Raw genomic sequence first — 17,395 nt, forward strand, 5'->3', positions numbered from 1 at the left:
GGTCACGATCGAATGAGGTCCACCATGCGACACCGGAACAGGCAGGGCTGACGTGCTCGCCTACATCGTCCGACGCATCCTGCAAGCCGTCCCCGTCCTGATCGGGACGACCTTCCTGATCTACTTCATGGTCTTCGCCATGCCGGGGAACCCGCTCCTCGCCCTCTTCGGCGACAAGACCCCGAACCCCGCGCTCCTCGCACGCCTCGAGGAGCAGTACCACCTGAACGAGCCGTTCATCGTGCAGTACCTCTACTACCTCGGCGGAGTCGTCCGCGGCGACTTCGGCATCTCCTTCTCCGGGCAGTCGGTGAACGACATCCTCGCCCGCACGTTCCCGGTCACGCTCACCCTCGCCATGATGGCGATCATCATCGAGATCGTCGTCGCTCTCACGATCGGCCTCATCAGCGGACTGCGGAAGGGCTCGTTCTTCGACGCCAGCGCGCTCGTCGTCAGCCTCCTCCTCGTGTCGGTGCCGATCTTCGTCCTGTGCTTCATCGCGCAGTCCTTCTTCGCCGTGCAGCTCGGCTGGTTTTCGCCCACGGTCGGCGGGTCGCCGACGTTCGAGCGGCTCCTGCTGCCCGCCATCGTGCTCGCGCTGTTCGTGGTCGCCTCCGCGATCCGCCTCACGCGCGGCTCGGTCATCGAGACCGCCGGCTCCGACTTCGTCCGCACCGCGTACAGCAAGGGCCTCTCGCGCAAGCGCGTCGTGCCCGTGCACATCCTGCGCAACTCGCTGATCCCGGTGACGACCCAGTTCGGCGCCGACTTCGGCCTGCTGATCGTCGGCGCGACGGTCACCGAGGGCATCTTCAACGTTCCCGGAGTCGGGAACACGCTCTACCAGGCGATCATCCGAGGGGAGCGGCCGACCGTCGTCTCCTTCGTCACGGTCATGGTGCTGTTCTACCTCGTGGTGAACATCCTCGTCGACCTGCTCTACGCCGTACTCGACCCGAGGATCCGCTATGCCAAATGAGATGAACCGCGACGCCCCCCGTCGCATCGATCACTTCGTGGCACCGCTCGAGGAGACGCCGATCGCCTCGGTCGACGCCGTCTCGCTCGACGAGAAGCCCAGCAACCTGTGGACCGACGCCTGGCAGGACTTGCGCCGCCGGCCGATGTTCTGGATCTCGGGCGCGATGATCGTGCTGATCGTCGCCGTCGCGCTGCTCCCGAACCTCTTCACCTCCGTCGACCCGCGTGCGTGCGATCTCGGCTTCAGCAACCAGGGCCCCGGCGACGGCAGCGTCCTCGGCTTCACCAAGCAGGGCTGCGACGTCTACGCGCGGATCATCCACGGCACGTCGACCTCGCTGACCGTCGGTCTGATCGTCATCCTGATCACCACGATCACGGGTGTCATCGGAGGAGCGCTCGCCGGCTTCTTCGGCGGCTGGGTCGACACCGTCATCATGCGCGCGGGCGACATCTTCTTCTCGATCCCCTACATCCTCGCCGCCGTCGTCATCATGTCGGTCTTCTCGGCGCACCGGAACGTGTTCGTGATCGCCCTGGCGATCGGCGCGTTCGCGTGGCCGACCACTGCGCGCGTCCTCCGCTCCGAAGTGCTGAGAGTGAAGCAGTCGGACTTCGTCGGGGCCGCGACCGCCACGGGTCTGTCCCGCATGGCGATCCTGTTCCGTCACGTCATGCCCAACTCCATCGCCCCCGTGATCGTCGTCACGACGATCTCGCTCGGTGCGGCCATCACCGCGGAGGCGACCCTGTCCTTCCTCGGCGTCGGCCTCCCCGGCTCGGTGATGTCGTGGGGCAACGACATCAGCCAGGCCCAGCGCGACCTGCGGACCAACCCGCAGACGCTGATCTACCCGTCCGCCGCGCTGACCATCACGGTGCTGAGCTTCATCCTCATGGGCGAGGCCCTGCGCGACGCGCTCGACCCGAAGGCGAGGGCCCTCCGATGACCGACTCGACGACCACCCCGAAGGGGCCCCTGCTCCAGGTCACCGACCTCGAGGTCGGCTTCCAGACCGGCAGCGGCCTGGTGCCCGCCCTGCGCGGCGTCAGCCTCACGATCGAGCACGGCCAGACCGTCGCGATCGTGGGGGAGTCGGGCTCGGGCAAGTCGACGACCGCCGCGGCGATCATCGGCCTGCTCCCCGGCTCCGGCAAGGTGACCGGCGGCTCCGTGCTCTTCGACGGGAAGGACCTCGCGAAGGCGACCCGGCCCGAGCTCGAGGACATCCGCGGCCGCCGCATCGGCTACGTCCCGCAGGATCCGATGTCGAACCTGAACCCGGTCTGGTCGGTCGGCTTCCAGGTCGAGGAGACCATCCGCGCGAACGGTCTCGCGACCGGTCGCAAGGAGGTGCGCGCCAAGGCGATCGAGGTGCTGCAGAACGCCGGCCTGGCCGACGCCGAGAAGCGCCTGAAGCAGTTCCCGCACCAGTTCTCCGGAGGCATGCGCCAGCGCGTGCTGATCGGCATCGGCCTGGCCGCGGCCCCGCAGCTCCTCATCGCCGACGAGCCGACCTCGGCCCTCGACGTGACGGTGCAGCGCCGGATCCTCGACCACCTCGAGACGCTGACGAAGACCGACGGAACCGCGCTGCTCTTCATCACGCACGACCTGGGCCTCGCCGCCGAGCGCGCCGAGAAGCTCATCGTGATGTACAAAGGCCGCATCGTCGAGTCCGGCGCCTCGGTCGAGGTGCTGCAGAACCCGCAGCACCCGTACACGCAGCGCCTGATCGCCGCGGCCCCGAGCCTCGCCTCGCGCCGCATCCAGTCGACGGCGGGAGCCGCGAAGGAGTCGGTGCCCGGCGAGTCCGCCGCCGTCGCCGAGGTCGACCTCGTCCGCGCGGCGGGCACCCATGCGGGAGCCCCCACGACGACGAAGCCGATGATCGAGATCGAGAACCTCACCAAGGTCTTCAAGATCCGCCGCGGCGGGTTGAAGGCCGAGGACTTCACGGCCGTCGACGACGTCTCGTTCTCGATCCCGAAGGGCACCACCACCGCCCTCGTCGGGGAGTCGGGCTCCGGCAAGTCGACGATCGCGCGCCTCGTGCTCGGCCTCGAGACCGCCACCAAGGGCGCCATCTCGATCGACGGGCGCCGCACCGAGAAGCTCCGCGGCAAGGAGATGCTGGCGCTGCGCCGCTCGATGCAGCCCGTGTTCCAGGACCCGTACGGCTCGCTCGACCCGCTGCACAACATCGGCAACACGATCTCGGAGCCCCTCCGGGTGCACAAGGTCGGCGATCGCACCTCGCAGCGCGAGCGCGTCTTCGAGCTGCTCGACCAGGTGTCGCTCCCGCGCGTCATCGCCGGCCGCTACCCGAACGAGCTCTCGGGCGGGCAGCGCCAGCGCGTCGCCATCGCGCGGGCGCTCGCGCTCAAGCCCGAGATCGTCGTGCTCGACGAGGCCGTCTCGGCGCTCGACGTGCTCGTGCAGGCGCAGATCCTCCGCCTGCTCGCCGATCTGCAGGCCGAACTCGGACTGACCTACCTGTTCATCACGCACGACCTCGCCGTGGTCCGCGTCATCGCGGACGACGTCTGCGTGATGCAGAAGGGCCGCATCGTCGAGCACGCGCCGACCGACACGGTGTTCGACTCGCCCGAGCAGGAGTACACCCGCGAGCTGCTCGCGGCGATCCCCGGCGCCGGGATCGAGTTCGCGGTCTGATCCGCCGCCGCGAGGGCCCCGTTCCGCGCCCGGCAATCCCGCTCACCGCGGGGTGATCGGGCCGGATCGGGGCCCTCCGTCGTTCCGGAGCGCGCCTGCGGTACGATGGAGGGTCCCCCTTACTGCACGAGAACACGAGACGAGTCCGTTCACATGGCAAGTGCCACCCGCTCCGACCTGCGCAACGTCGCGATCGTCGCCCACGTCGACCATGGCAAGACCACTCTGGTCGACGCCATGCTCAAGCAGACGAACTCCTTCGATGCGCACGCCCACGTGGACGAGCGCGCGATGGACTCGAACGAGCTCGAGCGCGAGAAGGGCATCACGATCCTCGCGAAGAACACCGCGGTCTCGTACCGCGGCAAGCACGCGACCGAGGGCCCCATCACGATCAACGTGATCGACACCCCGGGCCACGCCGACTTCGGCGGCGAGGTCGAGCGCGGCCTCTCGATGGTGGACGGCGTCTGCCTCCTCGTCGACGCGTCCGAGGGCCCCCTCCCGCAGACCCGCTTCGTGCTCCGCAAGGCGCTCGAGGCCAAGCTGCCCGTGATCCTCCTGGTCAACAAGACCGACCGTCCGGATGCGCGCATCGACGAGGTCGTCGCCGAGAGCCAGGACCTCCTCCTCGGCCTCGCCTCCGACATGGCGGACGACGTCCCCGACCTCGACCTCGACGCGATCCTCGACGTCCCCGTCGTCTACGCGTCCGGCAAGGCGGGCCGCGCGTCCTCCAACAAGCCCGAGAACGGCACGCTGCCCGACGCCGAAGACCTCGAGCCGCTCTTCGAGGCGATCCTCAAGCACATCCCCGCGCCGACCTTCGACGACGAGGCGCCCCTCCAGGCCCACGTCACCAACCTCGACGCCTCGCCGTTCCTCGGCCGCCTCGCGCTGCTGCGCGTCTTCAACGGCAACATCAAGAAGGGCCAGACCGTCGCCTGGGTCCACCACGACGGCACCCACACCAACGCCCGCATCACCGAGCTCCTGATCACCAAGGCGCTCGACCGCTACCCGGCCGAGTCCGCCGGCCCCGGCGACATCGTCGCGATCGCGGGCTTCCCCGAGATCACCATCGGCGAGACCATCGCCGACCCCGAGGACATCCGTCCGCTGCCGGCCATCACGGTCGACGACCCGGCGATCTCGATGACCATCGGCACCAACACCTCGCCGCTCGTCGGCAAGGTCAAGGGCCACAAGCTCACCGCGCGCATGGTCAAGGACCGCCTCGACCGCGAGCTCATCGGAAACGTGTCGCTCAAGGTCCTCGACATCGGCCGCCCCGACTCGTGGGAGGTCCAGGGCCGAGGCGAGCTCGCGCTCGCGATCCTCGTCGAGCAGATGCGCCGCGAGGGCTTCGAGCTCACCGTCGGCAAGCCCCAGGTGGTCACCCGCCAGGTCGACGGCAAGACGCACGAGCCGTTCGAGCACCTGACCATCGACGCTCCGGAGGAGTACCTCGGCGCCATCACCCAGCTCCTCGCCGCGCGCAAGGGCCGCATGGAGAACATGGCGAACCACGGCACCGGCTGGGTCCGCATGGAGTTCATCGTCCCCTCGCGCGGTCTGATCGGCTTCCGCACCGAGTTCCTCACCACCACGCGCGGCACCGGCATCGCGAACGCGATCCTGCACGGCTACGAGCCGTGGGCGGGCGCCATCGTCACCCGCAACAACGGCTCGATCGTCGCCGACCGCACCGGTGTCGTCACTCCGTTCGCCATCATCGCCCTCCAGGAGCGCATGACCTTCTTCGTGAACCCCACGGAGGAGGTCTACGAGGGCATGGTCATCGGCGAGAACTCGCGCAACGACGACATGGACGTGAACATCACCAAGGAGAAGAAGCTGACCAACATGCGTCAGTCCACCTCCGACACCTTCGAGTCGATGACGCCGTCGCGTCAGCTGACGCTCGAGGAGTGCCTCGAGTTCGCCCGCGAGGACGAGTGCGTCGAGGTCACCCCCGAGATCGTCCGCATCCGCAAGGTCGAGCTCGACGCCAACGCGCGCGCTCGTCAGACCAGCCGTCTGAAGAAGCAGGGCTGATCCGCCCGGCGCCCCGCGCGCCCGCTCGGCTCGAGACCGGTCGGAGGTTGCCTCCGGCCGGTCTTCTGCTTTCCCCCTGCTGGTCGAGCAGCCGCGCAGCGGATGCGGCCGCTCCGCGCCCTTCCCGATCAGCAGGGAGGCAGGGAGACGCGCCCCCCCCTGCTGGTCGAGTAGCCGCGCAGCGGCGTATCGAGACCCCCGTCCTCCAGGAGCCTCGGATGCGGACCGACCCGCTCAGCCGAACAGCCCCGACCCCACGAAGTCGCCCTCGCCCCGCACTCCGGGCGGCACCGCGAACAGCGCCGACCCCACGTGCTTGATGTACTCGTTCAGCGCATCGTCCGCGAGCGAGCGCTGCACCGTGATGAACTGCTCCGGCGACCGCTGGAACGACAGGAAGAACAGCCCCGCGTTCAGGCGCCCGAGCTCGTCGTTGCCGTCGACGAAGTTGTATCCGCGGCGCAGCAGCCGCGCGCCGTTGTTGACCGACGGATGCGCGAGCCGCACGTGCGACGCCTGGTCGACGAGCGGCGCCCCGGTCGCTCCGGTCGCCGTGAAGTCCGGCTCGGCGAACTCGTCCCCGCCCGAGAGCGGCGCGCCCGAGCCCTTGCTCCGCCCGATCACCCGCTCCTGCTCGCCGAGCTGGCTCCGGTCCCAGGTCTCGATGATCATGCGGACCTTGCGGGCCACGAGGTAGCTGCCGCCGACGAGCCAGTCCGGGCCCTCCGACTCCTGCACCCAGACGTGCTCCTGGACCGCGTCCGTCTCCTCCGACTTCACGTTGGCCGTGCCGTCCTTGAAGCCGAAGAGGTTGCGCGGAGTGGCCTGCGCCGTCGACGTCGACGACGTCCGCCCGAAGCCGAGCTGGGACCAGCGGAGCGACGCCCGGCCGAAGGCGATGCGGCTGAGGTTGCGGATCGCGTGCACCGCGACCTGCGGGTCGTTCGCGCAGGCCTGGATGCAGAGGTCGCCTCCGCTCGCCGCCGGCACGAGAGCGTCGCCGCGGAAGCGGGGGAGCGTCTCGAGCGCGGGCGGACGACGGGCCGCGAGCCCGAAGCGGTCGGCGCCATCCGCGTCGGTGAACACGCCCGGACCGAAACCGAAGGTGATGGTCAGCGCCGCAGCGTCGAGGCCGAGGGCCTCGCCCGTGTCGTCCGGAGGGGCGGTGTCGGGTCCGCCGACCGCGCCCTCCTCGCTGACGTCGAGTCCGCGCGTCAGTCGCGACGCGGCGAGCGTCCAGTCCTGCAGCAGCTCGATCAAGTCCTCGCGCGTGGTGCCCGACGCGAGGTCGAAGGAGGCGAAGTGCAGCCGGTCCTGCGCCGCGGTCGTGATCCCGGCCTGGTTCGTGCCGAAGAACGGCACCGTGTTCGATGCGCCGGAGGCGTCGGCGGTCGTCGCGGAGGCGACCGCCACAGTCCCTCCGATGCCCGCCGCGATCCCCGCGGTGCCCGCCGAGACGAGGCCGAGCAGCCCGCGCCGCGAGAGGCGGCGGGGCTGCTCGACGGGGGCGGCGGAGTCGGGGGAGACGTCCGCCGCGGTGTCCTGCTGGTCGTCGTCCATCTACTCCGCGGGCTCCTCGACGCCGAGCACCGTGTGGGTGAGCTGCGAGAGCGGCTCCGAGAGGGCGTTCACCTGGTCCGAGAGCTCCTTCTTCTGCTCGTCGGTGACCGAGGAGTAGGGCGCGAAGCCGGCGTCGATCGAGCCGTACTGCGCGAGCAGCGTGTCGAGTGCGGTGAACTGCTCCGTGATGTCGGCGGTCAGGGCGGCGCCCTCGTCGCCCGAGGCTGTCGCGATCGGCTCGACGTTGCCGAAGGCGACCTCCGCACCCTGGACGTTGGCGGCGAAGTCCATCAGGTCGGTGCCCGACCACCAGTCCTCCTCGCCGGTGATCTTGCCCGCGGCGACCTCGTCGAGCAGGCCGATGGCGCCGTTCGAGATGTCACCGACCGAGACGGTGAAGTCGTCGGCGTTCACGAGGTCGTAGAGGCTCTGCACGTCGTCCACGAGCCCCTGGCCGAACTCGGCGCGCTGCTCCGGGGTCGACGGCGCCCAGTCGAGGTAGGCGCTCGTGCCGTCGGAGTTGAGCGCGTCCTGCGCCGGAACCCAGAGGTCCTTCTCGATGCGGTGGAAGCCGGTCCAGTCCAGGCCCTCGGCGACGGCGTCGACCTCGCGGTAGTCGATCTTCGGGTCGAGGTCGCCGAACGCCTCCGCGGTGGGCTCGATGCGCTCGTAGAAGACGCGTGTCGACGCGAAGAGGCCGCGCGCCGTCTCGTCGTCGCCGGCCACGTAGGCGTCGCTGAAAGCCTGCACAGCGGGGAGGAGCTCGCCCGCCTGCGACTTCACGTAGGCGACGTAGTTGGTCACGGCCGCCTCCGTCGCCGCCTTCTCGTCCGCGGACTGCTCGGTGGCCTCACCGGTGACGGTGAACTCGGACAGGCCGATGGGAGCGCCGACCTGCTGGAACTTGCAGGCCGTGTAGTACGTGCCGGGCTCGAGCTGGGCGACGTAGGACACGGTCTGCCCGGGCGTCACGTTCTCCTTCTCGCCGACGATCCGCAGCTTGTCGTCCGCGAGGATCTCGAACTCGTTGACATCCGTGCCCTCGTTCGCGAGCGAGAAGGTCACCGCTCCGGCCGAGGCGGTCGCGGCCGAGACGTCGCAGGCCTCGTCGCTGATGGCGACGTCGAGCGCCGCCGAGGAGGAGGCGGCCGAGTTCGGCACGCAGCCGGCGAGCGCGAACGCGAGGACGCCGGCACCGGCGAGGCCGGAGACGAGGCGGGGGAGCGGGGAACGGCGGGGGACTGCGCGCGAGGGCATGGTTCTCCTGGAGTAGGGGGTGGAGCCGGCGGTGCCGGGATCAGACGGAGGTGTGAGCGGGAGTCGCGACCGGGGCCGCGCTGCCCCGACGCGGCCGGCGGAGCCGGACCTGGCGGACGAAGAGGGCGCCGACGACGACGAGGTACGCGAGCCACGCGGTGAACTGCAGCGCGGTCGGCTCGGGCGTGTAGTTGAAGAGCCCGCCGAGGATCGCGGTGATCGGTGCCGGCAGCACCGCACCGAGGCTGAACAGCGGGGCGCTCCAGCCGGGCAGGAGCGACGCCTCCTGCAGGTCTCCCACGCCGTACGAGAGCACGCCCGCCGCGACCACGATCAGGAAGCCGCCCGTCCAGGTGAAGAACCGGCCGAGATCGATCCGGACGAAGCCGCGGAAGATCAGGTACGCGATGACGACCGCCGAGAGGATGCCCAGGAGGGCGCCGATCGTGCCGGTCCAGGCCTCCGCCCCGGAGGAGGCGCTGCTCGAGGAGACGCTGGCCCAGACGAACAGGGCGGTCTCGATCCCCTCGCGGCCGACGCTCACGAAGCCGAGCACGACGATCCCGAGGGCGGATCCGCCGACGGCGGCGTCGAGCCGCGACTCCAACTCGCCCTTGAGGCTCCGGGCGTTCGCGCCCATCCAGAAGATCATCCAGGTGACGAGGCCGACCGCGAGGATCGACAGTCCGCCGCCGAGCAGCTCCTGCGCCTGGAACGACAGCCCGTAGGGGCCCCAGGTCAGGATCGCCCCGATCACGAGCGAGATCGCGACGGCCGCGGCCATGCCGGTCCACAGTCGCGGCAGCACGTCGCGGCGCCCGAGCTTCGTCAGGTACGCGACGAGGATGCCGACCACGAGGCCGGCTTCGAGGCCTTCGCGGAGGCCGATGAGGTAATTTGCGAGCACGCGTGTTCTCTCGGTCGATCGCGGGAGGGGTGGGACGACCCCCGCCCCGGGCCCATCCTTCGGTAAGCCTTGCCTTACCGGAGTCGACTGTAGTGCGCCGCCCGAGCGCCTGTCCAGAAGCGCGCCGGGTGCGCATCCGCGTGCCGGACGGAAGGTGGAGTGTGGACGCGAGCCCAGCTGGAGTGCACGAGAGGGTCGTCGCGGTCCACGCGCACCCCGACGACGAGACCCTGACCATGGGCGGCACCCTCGCCCGCCTCGTCGCGCAGGGCGCGGCGGTCACCGTCGTCACCGCCACGCGCGGCGAGTGCGGCGAGGTGATCCCCGAGGACCTCGCGGCGCTCGAGGGCTCCGACGAGCTCGCCTCGCACCGCACGACCGAGCTCGTCGTGGCGCTGACGGCCCTCGGAGTCGCGGATCACCGCTTCCTCGGAGCCGAGAACGCCCGCGCGCGGGGCGCCGCTCCGCGTGTCTACCGCGACTCCGGCATGCAGTGGGGCCCCGGCCGCGCGCCGGTCCCGCTCGAGCCCGTGCATCCCGCAGCCTTCACGGCCGCTCCCGAGGAGGAGGAGATCGCCGATCTCGTCGCCGTCCTCCAGCAGACCCGCGCGGGCGTCGTGCTGTCCTACGACGCGGGGGGCGGCTACGGCCACCCCGATCACGTGCGTGCGGCGAGCGTCGCGCGCCGAGCCGCCGAACTGCTCGGGATCCGCTACCTCGCGGTCCTGCCCGAGGGGACGCCTCCCGAGGACGGCGACGTCGTCATCGAGCTCGGCGACGAGGACTACGCCCGCAAGCGCGCCGCACTGCAGGCGCACGCCACGCAGATCGTGGTGGAGGGCGAGTCGGCCCGGCTCTCCAGCGGCCCGGCCTTCCCCGTCGGCCGCGTGGAGCGCTTCCGTCCGACGCCCGCCCTCGCCGCGTCGCCTCACACGCCCGTTCCGGAGGAACGGCCCGACCTCCGTTCCCGCGTCGTCTCGGGCGTGCTCTCGGTGCTCGTCGGCGCCGTCGTCGGAGCGATCACCACCATCGCCCACCAGAGCACGGTCGTCGTCGGCGACGCCGTCCTGCCGCTCGGGCTGGCGGCGTCGCTCGCCGCGGTGCTCCTCCTGCTCCTGGGCCTCCGTCTCGTGATGATCGACCGCTTCGTCGCGTTCTGCGCGGCGATGGGACTCCTCGGAGTGATCGGCCTGCTGGCGCTGCGGAGTGCGGGAGGATCCGTCCTCGTGCCCGCGAACGGCCTCGGCGTCGTCTGGACCTTCGCCCCCGGCCTGATCGCGCTGGTCGTGATCGCCTGGCCTCGCCTGCGCCCGACGGCGCCGCCGGTCCCCGCACGCGCGACGGAGCCGGCGGGACTCGACGCCCCGTCGCTCCGCGTACGATAGAAGCCTCTGTTCGAAGGGACGCCACGACCGTGACCTACGTGATCGCACTTCCGTGCGTCGATGTCAAAGACCGCGCCTGCATCGACGAATGCCCGGTCGACTGCATCTACGAAGGCGAGCGCTCGCTCTACATCCACCCCGACGAGTGCGTCGACTGCGGTGCCTGCGAGCCGGTCTGCCCCGTCGAGGCGATCTACTACGAGGACGACCTCCCCGAGGAGTGGTCCGACTACTACAAGGCGAACGTCGAGTTCTTCGACGAGATCGGCTCCCCGGGCGGAGCCGCCAAGGTCGGCGTGATCGCGAAGGACCACCCGGTCATCGCGGTGCTGCCGCCCCAGGGCCACTGAGCGGCCCTCCGGTGGCGCTCGGAGCCCTGCCCGACTACCCCTGGGACCTGATGGGTCCCGCGACGGCGCTCGCGTCCTCGCATCCCGACGGCATCGTCGACCTCTCGATCGGCTCTCCCGTCGATCCCACGCCCGCCCTCATCCGCGAGGCGCTCGCGCGGGCGACGGACGCGCACTCCTACCCAACGACGGTCGGCACCCCCGCCCTGCGCGAGGCGATCGCCGCCTGGTTCGCCCGCCGCCGCGGAGTCCCGGGCATCGGCGTCGACGAGGTCCTGCCCACCATCGGGTCGAAGGAGCTCGTCGCCTGGCTCCCCTTCCTGCTCGGTCTCGGCGAGGGCGACGTGGTAGTCCACCCCCGCGCCGCCTACCCGACCTACGCGATGGGCGCGGCGATCGCAGGCGCCTCCGTGCTCGCCTCGGACGATCCGGCCGAGTGGCCGGACTCCACCCGCCTCGTCTGGCTGAACTCGCCGGGCAACCCCGACGGCGCCGTCCTCGATGTTCCGGCGCTCACGCGGGCGGTGCAGCGGGCCCGCGAGCTGGGCGCCGTCATCGCCGGTGACGAGTGCTACGCCGAGCTCGGCTGGGAGGGCCGCTGGGCCGACGAGCCGATCCCGAGCATCCTCGATCCCCGCGTGGTCGGAGCGAGCCGCGAGGGCGTCCTGGGCGTCTACTCGCTCAGCAAGCAGTCGAACCTCGCCGGCTACCGTGCCGCGTTCGTCGCGGGAGACCCCTCCCTCATCGCGCGCCTCGTGACCGTCCGCAAGCACGCCGGCATGATCGTGCCGGGCCCGCTCCAGGAGGCGATGATCACGGCCCTGGGCGACGACGCGCACGTGGCGGAGCAGAAGGAGCGCTACCGAGCGCGCCGCGACCGGCTGCGCCCCGCCCTCGAATCCGCCGGCTTCCGCATCGACCGAAGCGAGGCGGGCCTGTACCTCTGGGCCACCGAGGGGCGGCCCGCGTGGGAGTCGATCGATCGGCTCGCGCGGATCGGCGTGCTCGCCGGCCCCGGGGTCTTCTACGGCGACCACTTCACCGAGCACGTGCGCCTGTCGCTGACTGCGACCGACGAGCGGATCGACGCGGCCGCGTCCCGACTGTCCGCGGGCCTCTCCTAGCGGCGGCCGCTGACCGCTTCTGTCGCTCTCCCACAACCCGCGCCGGGGACCACTGGCCGGTGCAGCAGGTCCTCTGCTGTGCCCTTAGGCTGTAGGAGGTTCGGTCGATGTCGCCACACAACGGCGCCGACTGCACCGCCCACACACCCGGCGCCGCCCGCTCCGTGCGAGCGCGCTGCCGGGAGCGACCGTGACGACCTGGGAGGCGTTGTGACCGAATCCGGCACGCAGAGCGACGGAACCGCGACGGTGGAGGCACCGGAGCCCGCCACGGAGAGCGCGCCGGCGGCGGCCGAGGCCGAGGCCGAGCCCCGGAAGGTCACGCTCACCTTCGGCGATCGCACCGCCGAGTTCCCGATCCTCCGCAGCGTCGACGGCGCCTCGAGCATCGACTTCTCGACGCTGACGAAGCAGACCGGCTTCATGTCGCTCGACTACGGCTTCGTGAACACCGCGGCGACCAAGTCGCAGATCACCTACATCGACGGCGACAAGGGCGTCCTGCGCTACCGCGGGTACCCGATCGAGGAGGTCGCGACGAACGCGACGTACCTCGAGGTCGCGTGGCTCCTCATCTACGGCGAGCTCCCCACCGCCGACGAGCTCGCCGGCTTCGACGAGCGCATCCGCCGTCACACGCTGCTCCACGAGGATCTCAAGCGCTTCTTCGACGCGCTCCCGCACAGCGCCCACCCCATGTCGGTGCTCTCAGCCGGCGTCTCGGCGCTCTCGACCTACTACGAGGACAGCTCGAACCCGAAGGATCCGGAGGCGGTCGAGCTCACCACGATCCGCCTGCTCGCGAAGCTGCCCGTCATGGCGGCGTACGCGCACAAGAAGAGCATCGGGCAGGCGTTCCTCTACCCCGACAACTCGCTGAGCTTCGTCGACAACTTCCTCCGCCTCAACTTCGGCACCATGGCCGAGAAGTACGACGTCGACCCGGTGCTCTCCAAGGCCCTCGACCGCCTGCTGATCCTGCACGAGGACCACGAGCAGAACGCCTCCACGTCGACCGTGCGCCTGGTCGGCTCGACCGAGGCCAACCTCTACGCCTCCGTCTCCGCCGGCATCAACGCGCTCTTCGGCCCGCTGCACGGCGGCGCGAACGAGGCGGTCCTGACGATGCTCGGCCGCATCCGCGAGTCGGGCGAGAGCGTCCAGACCTTCGTCGAGCGGGTGAAGAACAAGGAGGAGGGCGTGCGCCTGATGGGCTTCGGCCACCGGGTGTACAAGAACTACGACCCGCGCGCCAAGCTCGTCAAGGAGAGCGCCTCCGAGGTGCTGCAGGCGCTCGGAGTGAAGGATCCCCTGCTCGACATCGCGATGGAGCTCGAGGCCCTCGCGCTCGAGGACGACTACTTCAAGGAGCGCCGCCTCTACCCGAACGTCGACTTCTACACCGGCGTCATCTACAAGGCGATGGGCTTCCCGACGCGGATGTTCACTGTGCTCTTCGCGATCGGGCGCCTGCCCGGCTGGATCGCGCACTGGCGCGAGATGAACATCGACAAGCAGACCAAGATCGGCCGCCCTCAGCAGCTCTACATGGGCGCCCCCGAGCGCCACTGGCCCACCGGCAGCTGACCCGCCGTCCCGATGCCGTCTCCGCACCCGCGGAGGCGGCATCGTCCGTTCGCCCCCTCGCTGGTCGAGTAGCCCGCGAGCGGGCGTGTCGAGACCCCGCAGCCCGCCCTCAGGCGTGCAGCGCCGTGTTGAGCTCGATCCCCGCACCGGTGCGGGGGAGCACCTCGACGGCGCCCGTGAGCGAGTTGCGGCGGAACAGCAGATTCGGCACCCCCGACAGCTCGACGGCCTTCACCGTCTGCGGACGCCCGTCGGCGCGCGGCGCCCCGCCCACGACGACGACCTTCGTCCCCGCGGTCACGTAGAGCCCCGCCTCGACGACCGAGTCGTCCCCGATCGAGATCCCGATCCCCGAGTTCGCACCGAGCAGAGCGCGCGCCCCGATCGACACGCGCTGCGTCCCTCCGCCCGAGAGTGTGCCCATGATCGAGGCGCCGCCGCCGATGTCCGAGCCGTCGCCGACCACGACGCCCTGCGAGACGCGCCCCTCGACCATCGAGCTGCCGAGGGTCCCGGCGTTGAAGTTCACGAAGCCCTCGTGCATCACGGTCGTGCCGGGAGCGAGGTGCGCTCCGAGGCGCACGCGCGACGTGTCGGCGATCCGAACCTTCGCCGGAGTGACGTAGTCGGTCAGCCGCGGGAACTTGTCGATCCCGGCCGCCTGGATGCCGTGGCGGCGGAGCGAGGGACGCAGTCGGGTGAACGCATCCGGAGAGACCGGGCCCGCGTTCGTCCAGACGACGTTCGCCAGGTGGGCGAAGATCCCGTCGAGGTTGATCGTGTTGGGCTGCACCAGCAGGTGCGACAGCAGGTGCAGACGGAGGTAGGCGTCCGATGTCGAGGCCGGGGGCGCCTGCAGGTCGATCTGCAGCGTGACGACGTCGATCCGGACCTCGCGCCGCGCGTCCTCGCCCGCGAGCGCCTCGAACTCCGCGGGGACGATCCACGGGTCGCGTCCGGCGGGGATCGTGCCCAGGCGCGGCTCCGGGAACCAGGTGTCGAGGACGGTGCCGTCCGAGGCGATGGTGGCGAGTCCGTAGCCCCAGGCGGAGGTGGGCACGGAGGAGTCTGAGGAGTGCTCGGGGGTCATGGCACCCAGGGTAGCGCGCGGCATCCGGCCGCTACCCTGGGTGCCATGGCCGCTCCGACCCCCGCCGCTCCGCCCGTCGCGCCCCTGGATCTGCGCTCCGATCCGATCGCGCTGACCCGGGTGCTGTGCGACATCCCGTCGGTCTCCGGGTCGGAGTCGGCACTGGCCGACGCCATCGAGTCCGCCCTGTCCGACTTCGCGCACCTCGAGGTCGTGCGCGACGGCGACACCGTCGTCGCGCGGACCCTGCTCGGCCGGGCTCAGCGGGTCGTCATCGCGGGCCACCTCGACACCGTCCCGATCAACGACAACCTGCCCGTCGTCGACGAGACGATCGACGGAGTCGACCACCTGGTCGGTCGCGGAACCGTCGACATGAAGGCCGGAGTCGCGGTCCAGCTGGTGCTCGCGGCCGAGCTGACCGAGCCCGCCGTCGACATCACCTGGATGTGGTACGACAACGAGGAGGTCGCGTCCGACCTCAACGGGCTCGGCCGCCTCTCCCGCAACCGCCCGGATCTCTTCACCGCCGACTTCGCCGTCCTCGGCGAGCCCACGAGCAGCGAGGTCGAGGGAGGCTGCAACGGCACGCTCCGCGTCGACGTCGTCACGCGAGGGCGGCGGGCGCACTCGGCGCGCAGCTGGGTCGGCGAGAACGCGATCCACGCCGCCGCGCCGATCCTCGAGCGCCTCGCCGCCTACGAACCGCGCGTCGTCGAGGTCGACGGCCTGCTCTACCGCGAGGGCGTCAATGCGGTCCGCATCTCCGGAGGCGTGGCCGGCAACGTGATCCCCGACCTCTGCACGGTGCACGTCAACTACCGGTTCGCCCCGAGCCGCACCGGGGCGGAGGCCGTCCAGCACCTCCGCGAGCTCTTCGACGGCTTCGAGGTCGAGGTGGTCGACCTCGCGGAGGGAGCGCGTCCCGGCCTCGACGCTCCGCTCGCCCGGGCCTTCCTCGCCGCGGTCGACGCCGAGGCCACGCCGAAGTACGGCTGGACCGACGTCGCGCGCTTCTCGGCGCTCGGCGTCCCCGCGGTGAACTACGGACCGGGCGATCCGCTGAAGGCGCACGCCGACGACGAGCGCGTCGCCGTGCACGAGATCACGGCGTGCGCCGAGGGCCTGCGTCGCTGGTTGAGCACCCCCGCGTGAGCGCCGTCGCCCCGGTGCTGAGCACCCGCCGACGGGCCCTCCTCCGCCTCGTGCCCTGGTGGGCGCGGGTCCTGGGCGTCTTCGCGCTGACCCGTCTCGTCACCACGACGATCCTCCTGCAGTTCGCCGCGAACCAGGCCGCGAACGCCTGGACCGGCCCGTCGCCCTCCTACTCCGCGTTCGCCAGCCTCTGGGACGGGCGCTGGTACGAGATCATCGCGACGGCCGGCTACCCCTCCGAGCTGCCCGTCACCGCGGAGGGCGAGATCGGAGAGAACGCCTGGGCGTTCATGCCGCTCTACCCGGCCGTGGTGCGACTGCTCATGCTTGTCACGGGTCTGGGCTGGGGGAGTGCCGCGGTCACCGTCTCGGTGATCTGCGGAGCCGTCGCGTGCCTGGTCCTGTACCGACTCCTGCGCAACTCTCTGAGCGAGAGCCAGTCGCTCATCGCCGTGCTCCTCTTCTGCGTGGCGCCGACCTCGCCCCTGCTGCAGCTGGCGTACGCCGAGTCGGCGGCCATGATGCTGACCGCGATCGTGCTCCTCCTGCTCGTCCGCCGCCGCTTCGCGCTCGTGTTCCCGGTCGTCCTGCTGCTGGGACTCACCCGGCCCAGCGGTCTCGCGTTCGCCGCGGCGATGGGGCTCTACGTCCTCGTCCGCGTCCTCCGCCGCTCCCGCGAGCCCTTCGAGCGCGCGGAGTGGCTGCCCACGGTGGCGCTGACCGTGTGGGGACTCGTGGTCGGCTTCCTCTGGCCCGCCGCGGCATGGATCGTCACCGGCTCGATGACCGCGTACACCGACACCGAGCTGGCGTGGCGCTCGTCGTACATCGGCTACCAGGAGCTGCTCCCGTTCACCTCCTGGTTCCAGGGCGGCGCCTGGTGGGGGCAGTGGTGGTTCGAGTCGCCCGCGGTCGGGATCGTGCTCGTGGTGCTGCTGGTCGTCGCCTTCGTGGGGATCATGGCCGCGCCGTGGACGCGCAGGCTCGACCTGTTCAGCCGTGCGTGGATCGCCGGATACGCCGTCTACCTCTTCGCGTTCTTCTTCCCCCAGTCGAGCACGTTCCGACTGCTCGGCCCGCTGTTCCCGCTCGTCGGAGCGCTGGCCGTGCCCCGCTCGCCGCTCTTCCGGGTCGTGCTGGTGCTGCTCGGGATCGGCGGGCAGATCCTCTGGATCTCGGCCTGCTGGGCCGTCGACGGCTACGACTGGACGCCCCCGTGATCGACCCCGCGCGGGCACGCCGGAGAGCGCGATTTCTCGGA

14 protein-coding genes are annotated in these 17,395 nt (G+C 70.7%); 10 read left to right on the forward strand and 4 right to left on the reverse strand.

Annotation, left to right across the window (positions count from 1 at the left end):
* The first annotated feature begins 52 nt into the window (after positions 1-52).
* The 4 genes from ASF46_RS06205 to typA all read left to right on the forward strand — a co-directional run bounded on the left by ASF46_RS06205 (position 53) and on the right by typA (position 5,719).
* A complete protein-coding gene (locus ASF46_RS06205) occupies positions 53-982 on the forward strand; it encodes an ABC transporter permease (protein WP_056866799.1) in 930 nt (309 codons plus the stop codon).
* Entirely contained in the window at positions 972-1,934 is a 963-nt protein-coding gene (locus ASF46_RS06210; protein WP_056866800.1) for an ABC transporter permease, read from the forward strand. Before ASF46_RS06205 ends, ASF46_RS06210 begins: the two co-directional genes overlap by 11 nt.
* Entirely contained in the window at positions 1,931-3,661 is a 1,731-nt protein-coding gene (locus ASF46_RS06215) for a dipeptide ABC transporter ATP-binding protein (RefSeq protein ID WP_056866801.1), read from the forward strand. Before ASF46_RS06210 ends, ASF46_RS06215 begins: the two co-directional genes overlap by 4 nt.
* A gap of 153 nt (positions 3,662-3,814) precedes the next feature.
* Complete coding sequence (gene typA / locus ASF46_RS06220) at positions 3,815-5,719, forward strand: translational GTPase TypA (RefSeq protein WP_055788504.1); 1,905 nt, start codon at positions 3,815-3,817, stop codon at positions 5,717-5,719.
* 234 nt (positions 5,720-5,953) lie between these two features.
* Here the strand turns inward: typA and efeB are convergent, their stop codons facing one another.
* From efeB to efeU, 3 genes are read right to left on the reverse strand one after another with little or no spacing between them, the layout of a single operon-like run.
* Positions 5,954-7,279, reverse strand: coding sequence for an iron uptake transporter deferrochelatase/peroxidase subunit (gene efeB / locus ASF46_RS06225; RefSeq protein WP_056866802.1), 1,326 nt, complete (start codon positions 7,277-7,279; stop codon positions 5,954-5,956).
* Entirely contained in the window at positions 7,280-8,536 is a 1,257-nt protein-coding gene (efeO, locus tag ASF46_RS06230) for an iron uptake system protein EfeO (protein WP_056866803.1), read from the reverse strand.
* Between the two features lie 40 nt (positions 8,537-8,576).
* The gene (gene efeU / locus ASF46_RS06235; protein WP_056866804.1) at positions 8,577-9,443 is read right to left on the reverse strand and encodes an iron uptake transporter permease EfeU; all 867 of its coding nucleotides are present in this window, start codon (positions 9,441-9,443) and stop codon (positions 8,577-8,579) included.
* 182 nt (positions 9,444-9,625) lie between these two features.
* On the opposite strand from efeU, the gene ASF46_RS06240 reads away from it, so the two are divergent.
* The 4 genes from ASF46_RS06240 to ASF46_RS06255 all read left to right on the forward strand — a co-directional run bounded on the left by ASF46_RS06240 (position 9,626) and on the right by ASF46_RS06255 (position 13,889).
* On the forward strand, positions 9,626-10,828 hold the full coding sequence (locus tag ASF46_RS06240) for a PIG-L family deacetylase (RefSeq protein WP_056866805.1): 1,203 nt from the start codon (positions 9,626-9,628) through the stop codon (positions 10,826-10,828).
* Between the two features lie 29 nt (positions 10,829-10,857).
* Complete coding sequence (gene fdxA, locus ASF46_RS06245) at positions 10,858-11,178, forward strand: ferredoxin (protein WP_056866806.1); 321 nt, start codon at positions 10,858-10,860, stop codon at positions 11,176-11,178.
* Between the two features lie 11 nt (positions 11,179-11,189).
* The gene (gene dapC, locus ASF46_RS06250) at positions 11,190-12,302 is read left to right on the forward strand and encodes a succinyldiaminopimelate transaminase (protein WP_056866807.1); all 1,113 of its coding nucleotides are present in this window, start codon (positions 11,190-11,192) and stop codon (positions 12,300-12,302) included.
* A 210-nt stretch (positions 12,303-12,512) separates the two neighbouring features.
* Positions 12,513-13,889 carry a citrate synthase gene (locus ASF46_RS06255; RefSeq protein ID WP_416351480.1) on the forward strand — a complete coding sequence of 459 codons (1,377 nt, stop codon included), beginning with the start codon at positions 12,513-12,515 and terminating at the stop codon, positions 13,887-13,889.
* Positions 13,890-13,998: 109 nt separating this feature from the next.
* Here ASF46_RS06255 and dapD read toward each other — a convergent pair whose 3' ends face one another.
* Positions 13,999-14,979: a 2,3,4,5-tetrahydropyridine-2,6-dicarboxylate N-succinyltransferase gene (gene dapD / locus ASF46_RS06260; RefSeq protein WP_056866808.1), complete on the reverse strand. Its 981-nt coding sequence runs from the start codon at positions 14,977-14,979 to the stop codon at positions 13,999-14,001.
* Between the two features lie 45 nt (positions 14,980-15,024).
* Here dapD and dapE point away from each other — a divergent pair, with 45 nt between their 5' ends.
* Both dapE and ASF46_RS06270 read left to right on the forward strand, forming a co-directional pair.
* Positions 15,025-16,134: a succinyl-diaminopimelate desuccinylase gene (gene dapE, locus ASF46_RS06265; protein WP_056866809.1), complete on the forward strand. Its 1,110-nt coding sequence runs from the start codon at positions 15,025-15,027 to the stop codon at positions 16,132-16,134.
* A complete protein-coding gene (locus tag ASF46_RS06270) occupies positions 16,131-17,354 on the forward strand; it encodes a hypothetical protein (RefSeq protein WP_235576866.1) in 1,224 nt (407 codons plus the stop codon). The genes dapE and ASF46_RS06270 overlap by 4 nt, the downstream gene beginning before the upstream one ends.
* The last annotated feature ends 41 nt before the right edge of the window (positions 17,355-17,395 follow it).

Source organism: Rathayibacter sp. Leaf296 (genome assembly GCF_001423045.1).
Classification (GTDB): domain Bacteria; phylum Actinomycetota; class Actinomycetes; order Actinomycetales; family Microbacteriaceae; genus Rathayibacter; species Rathayibacter caricis.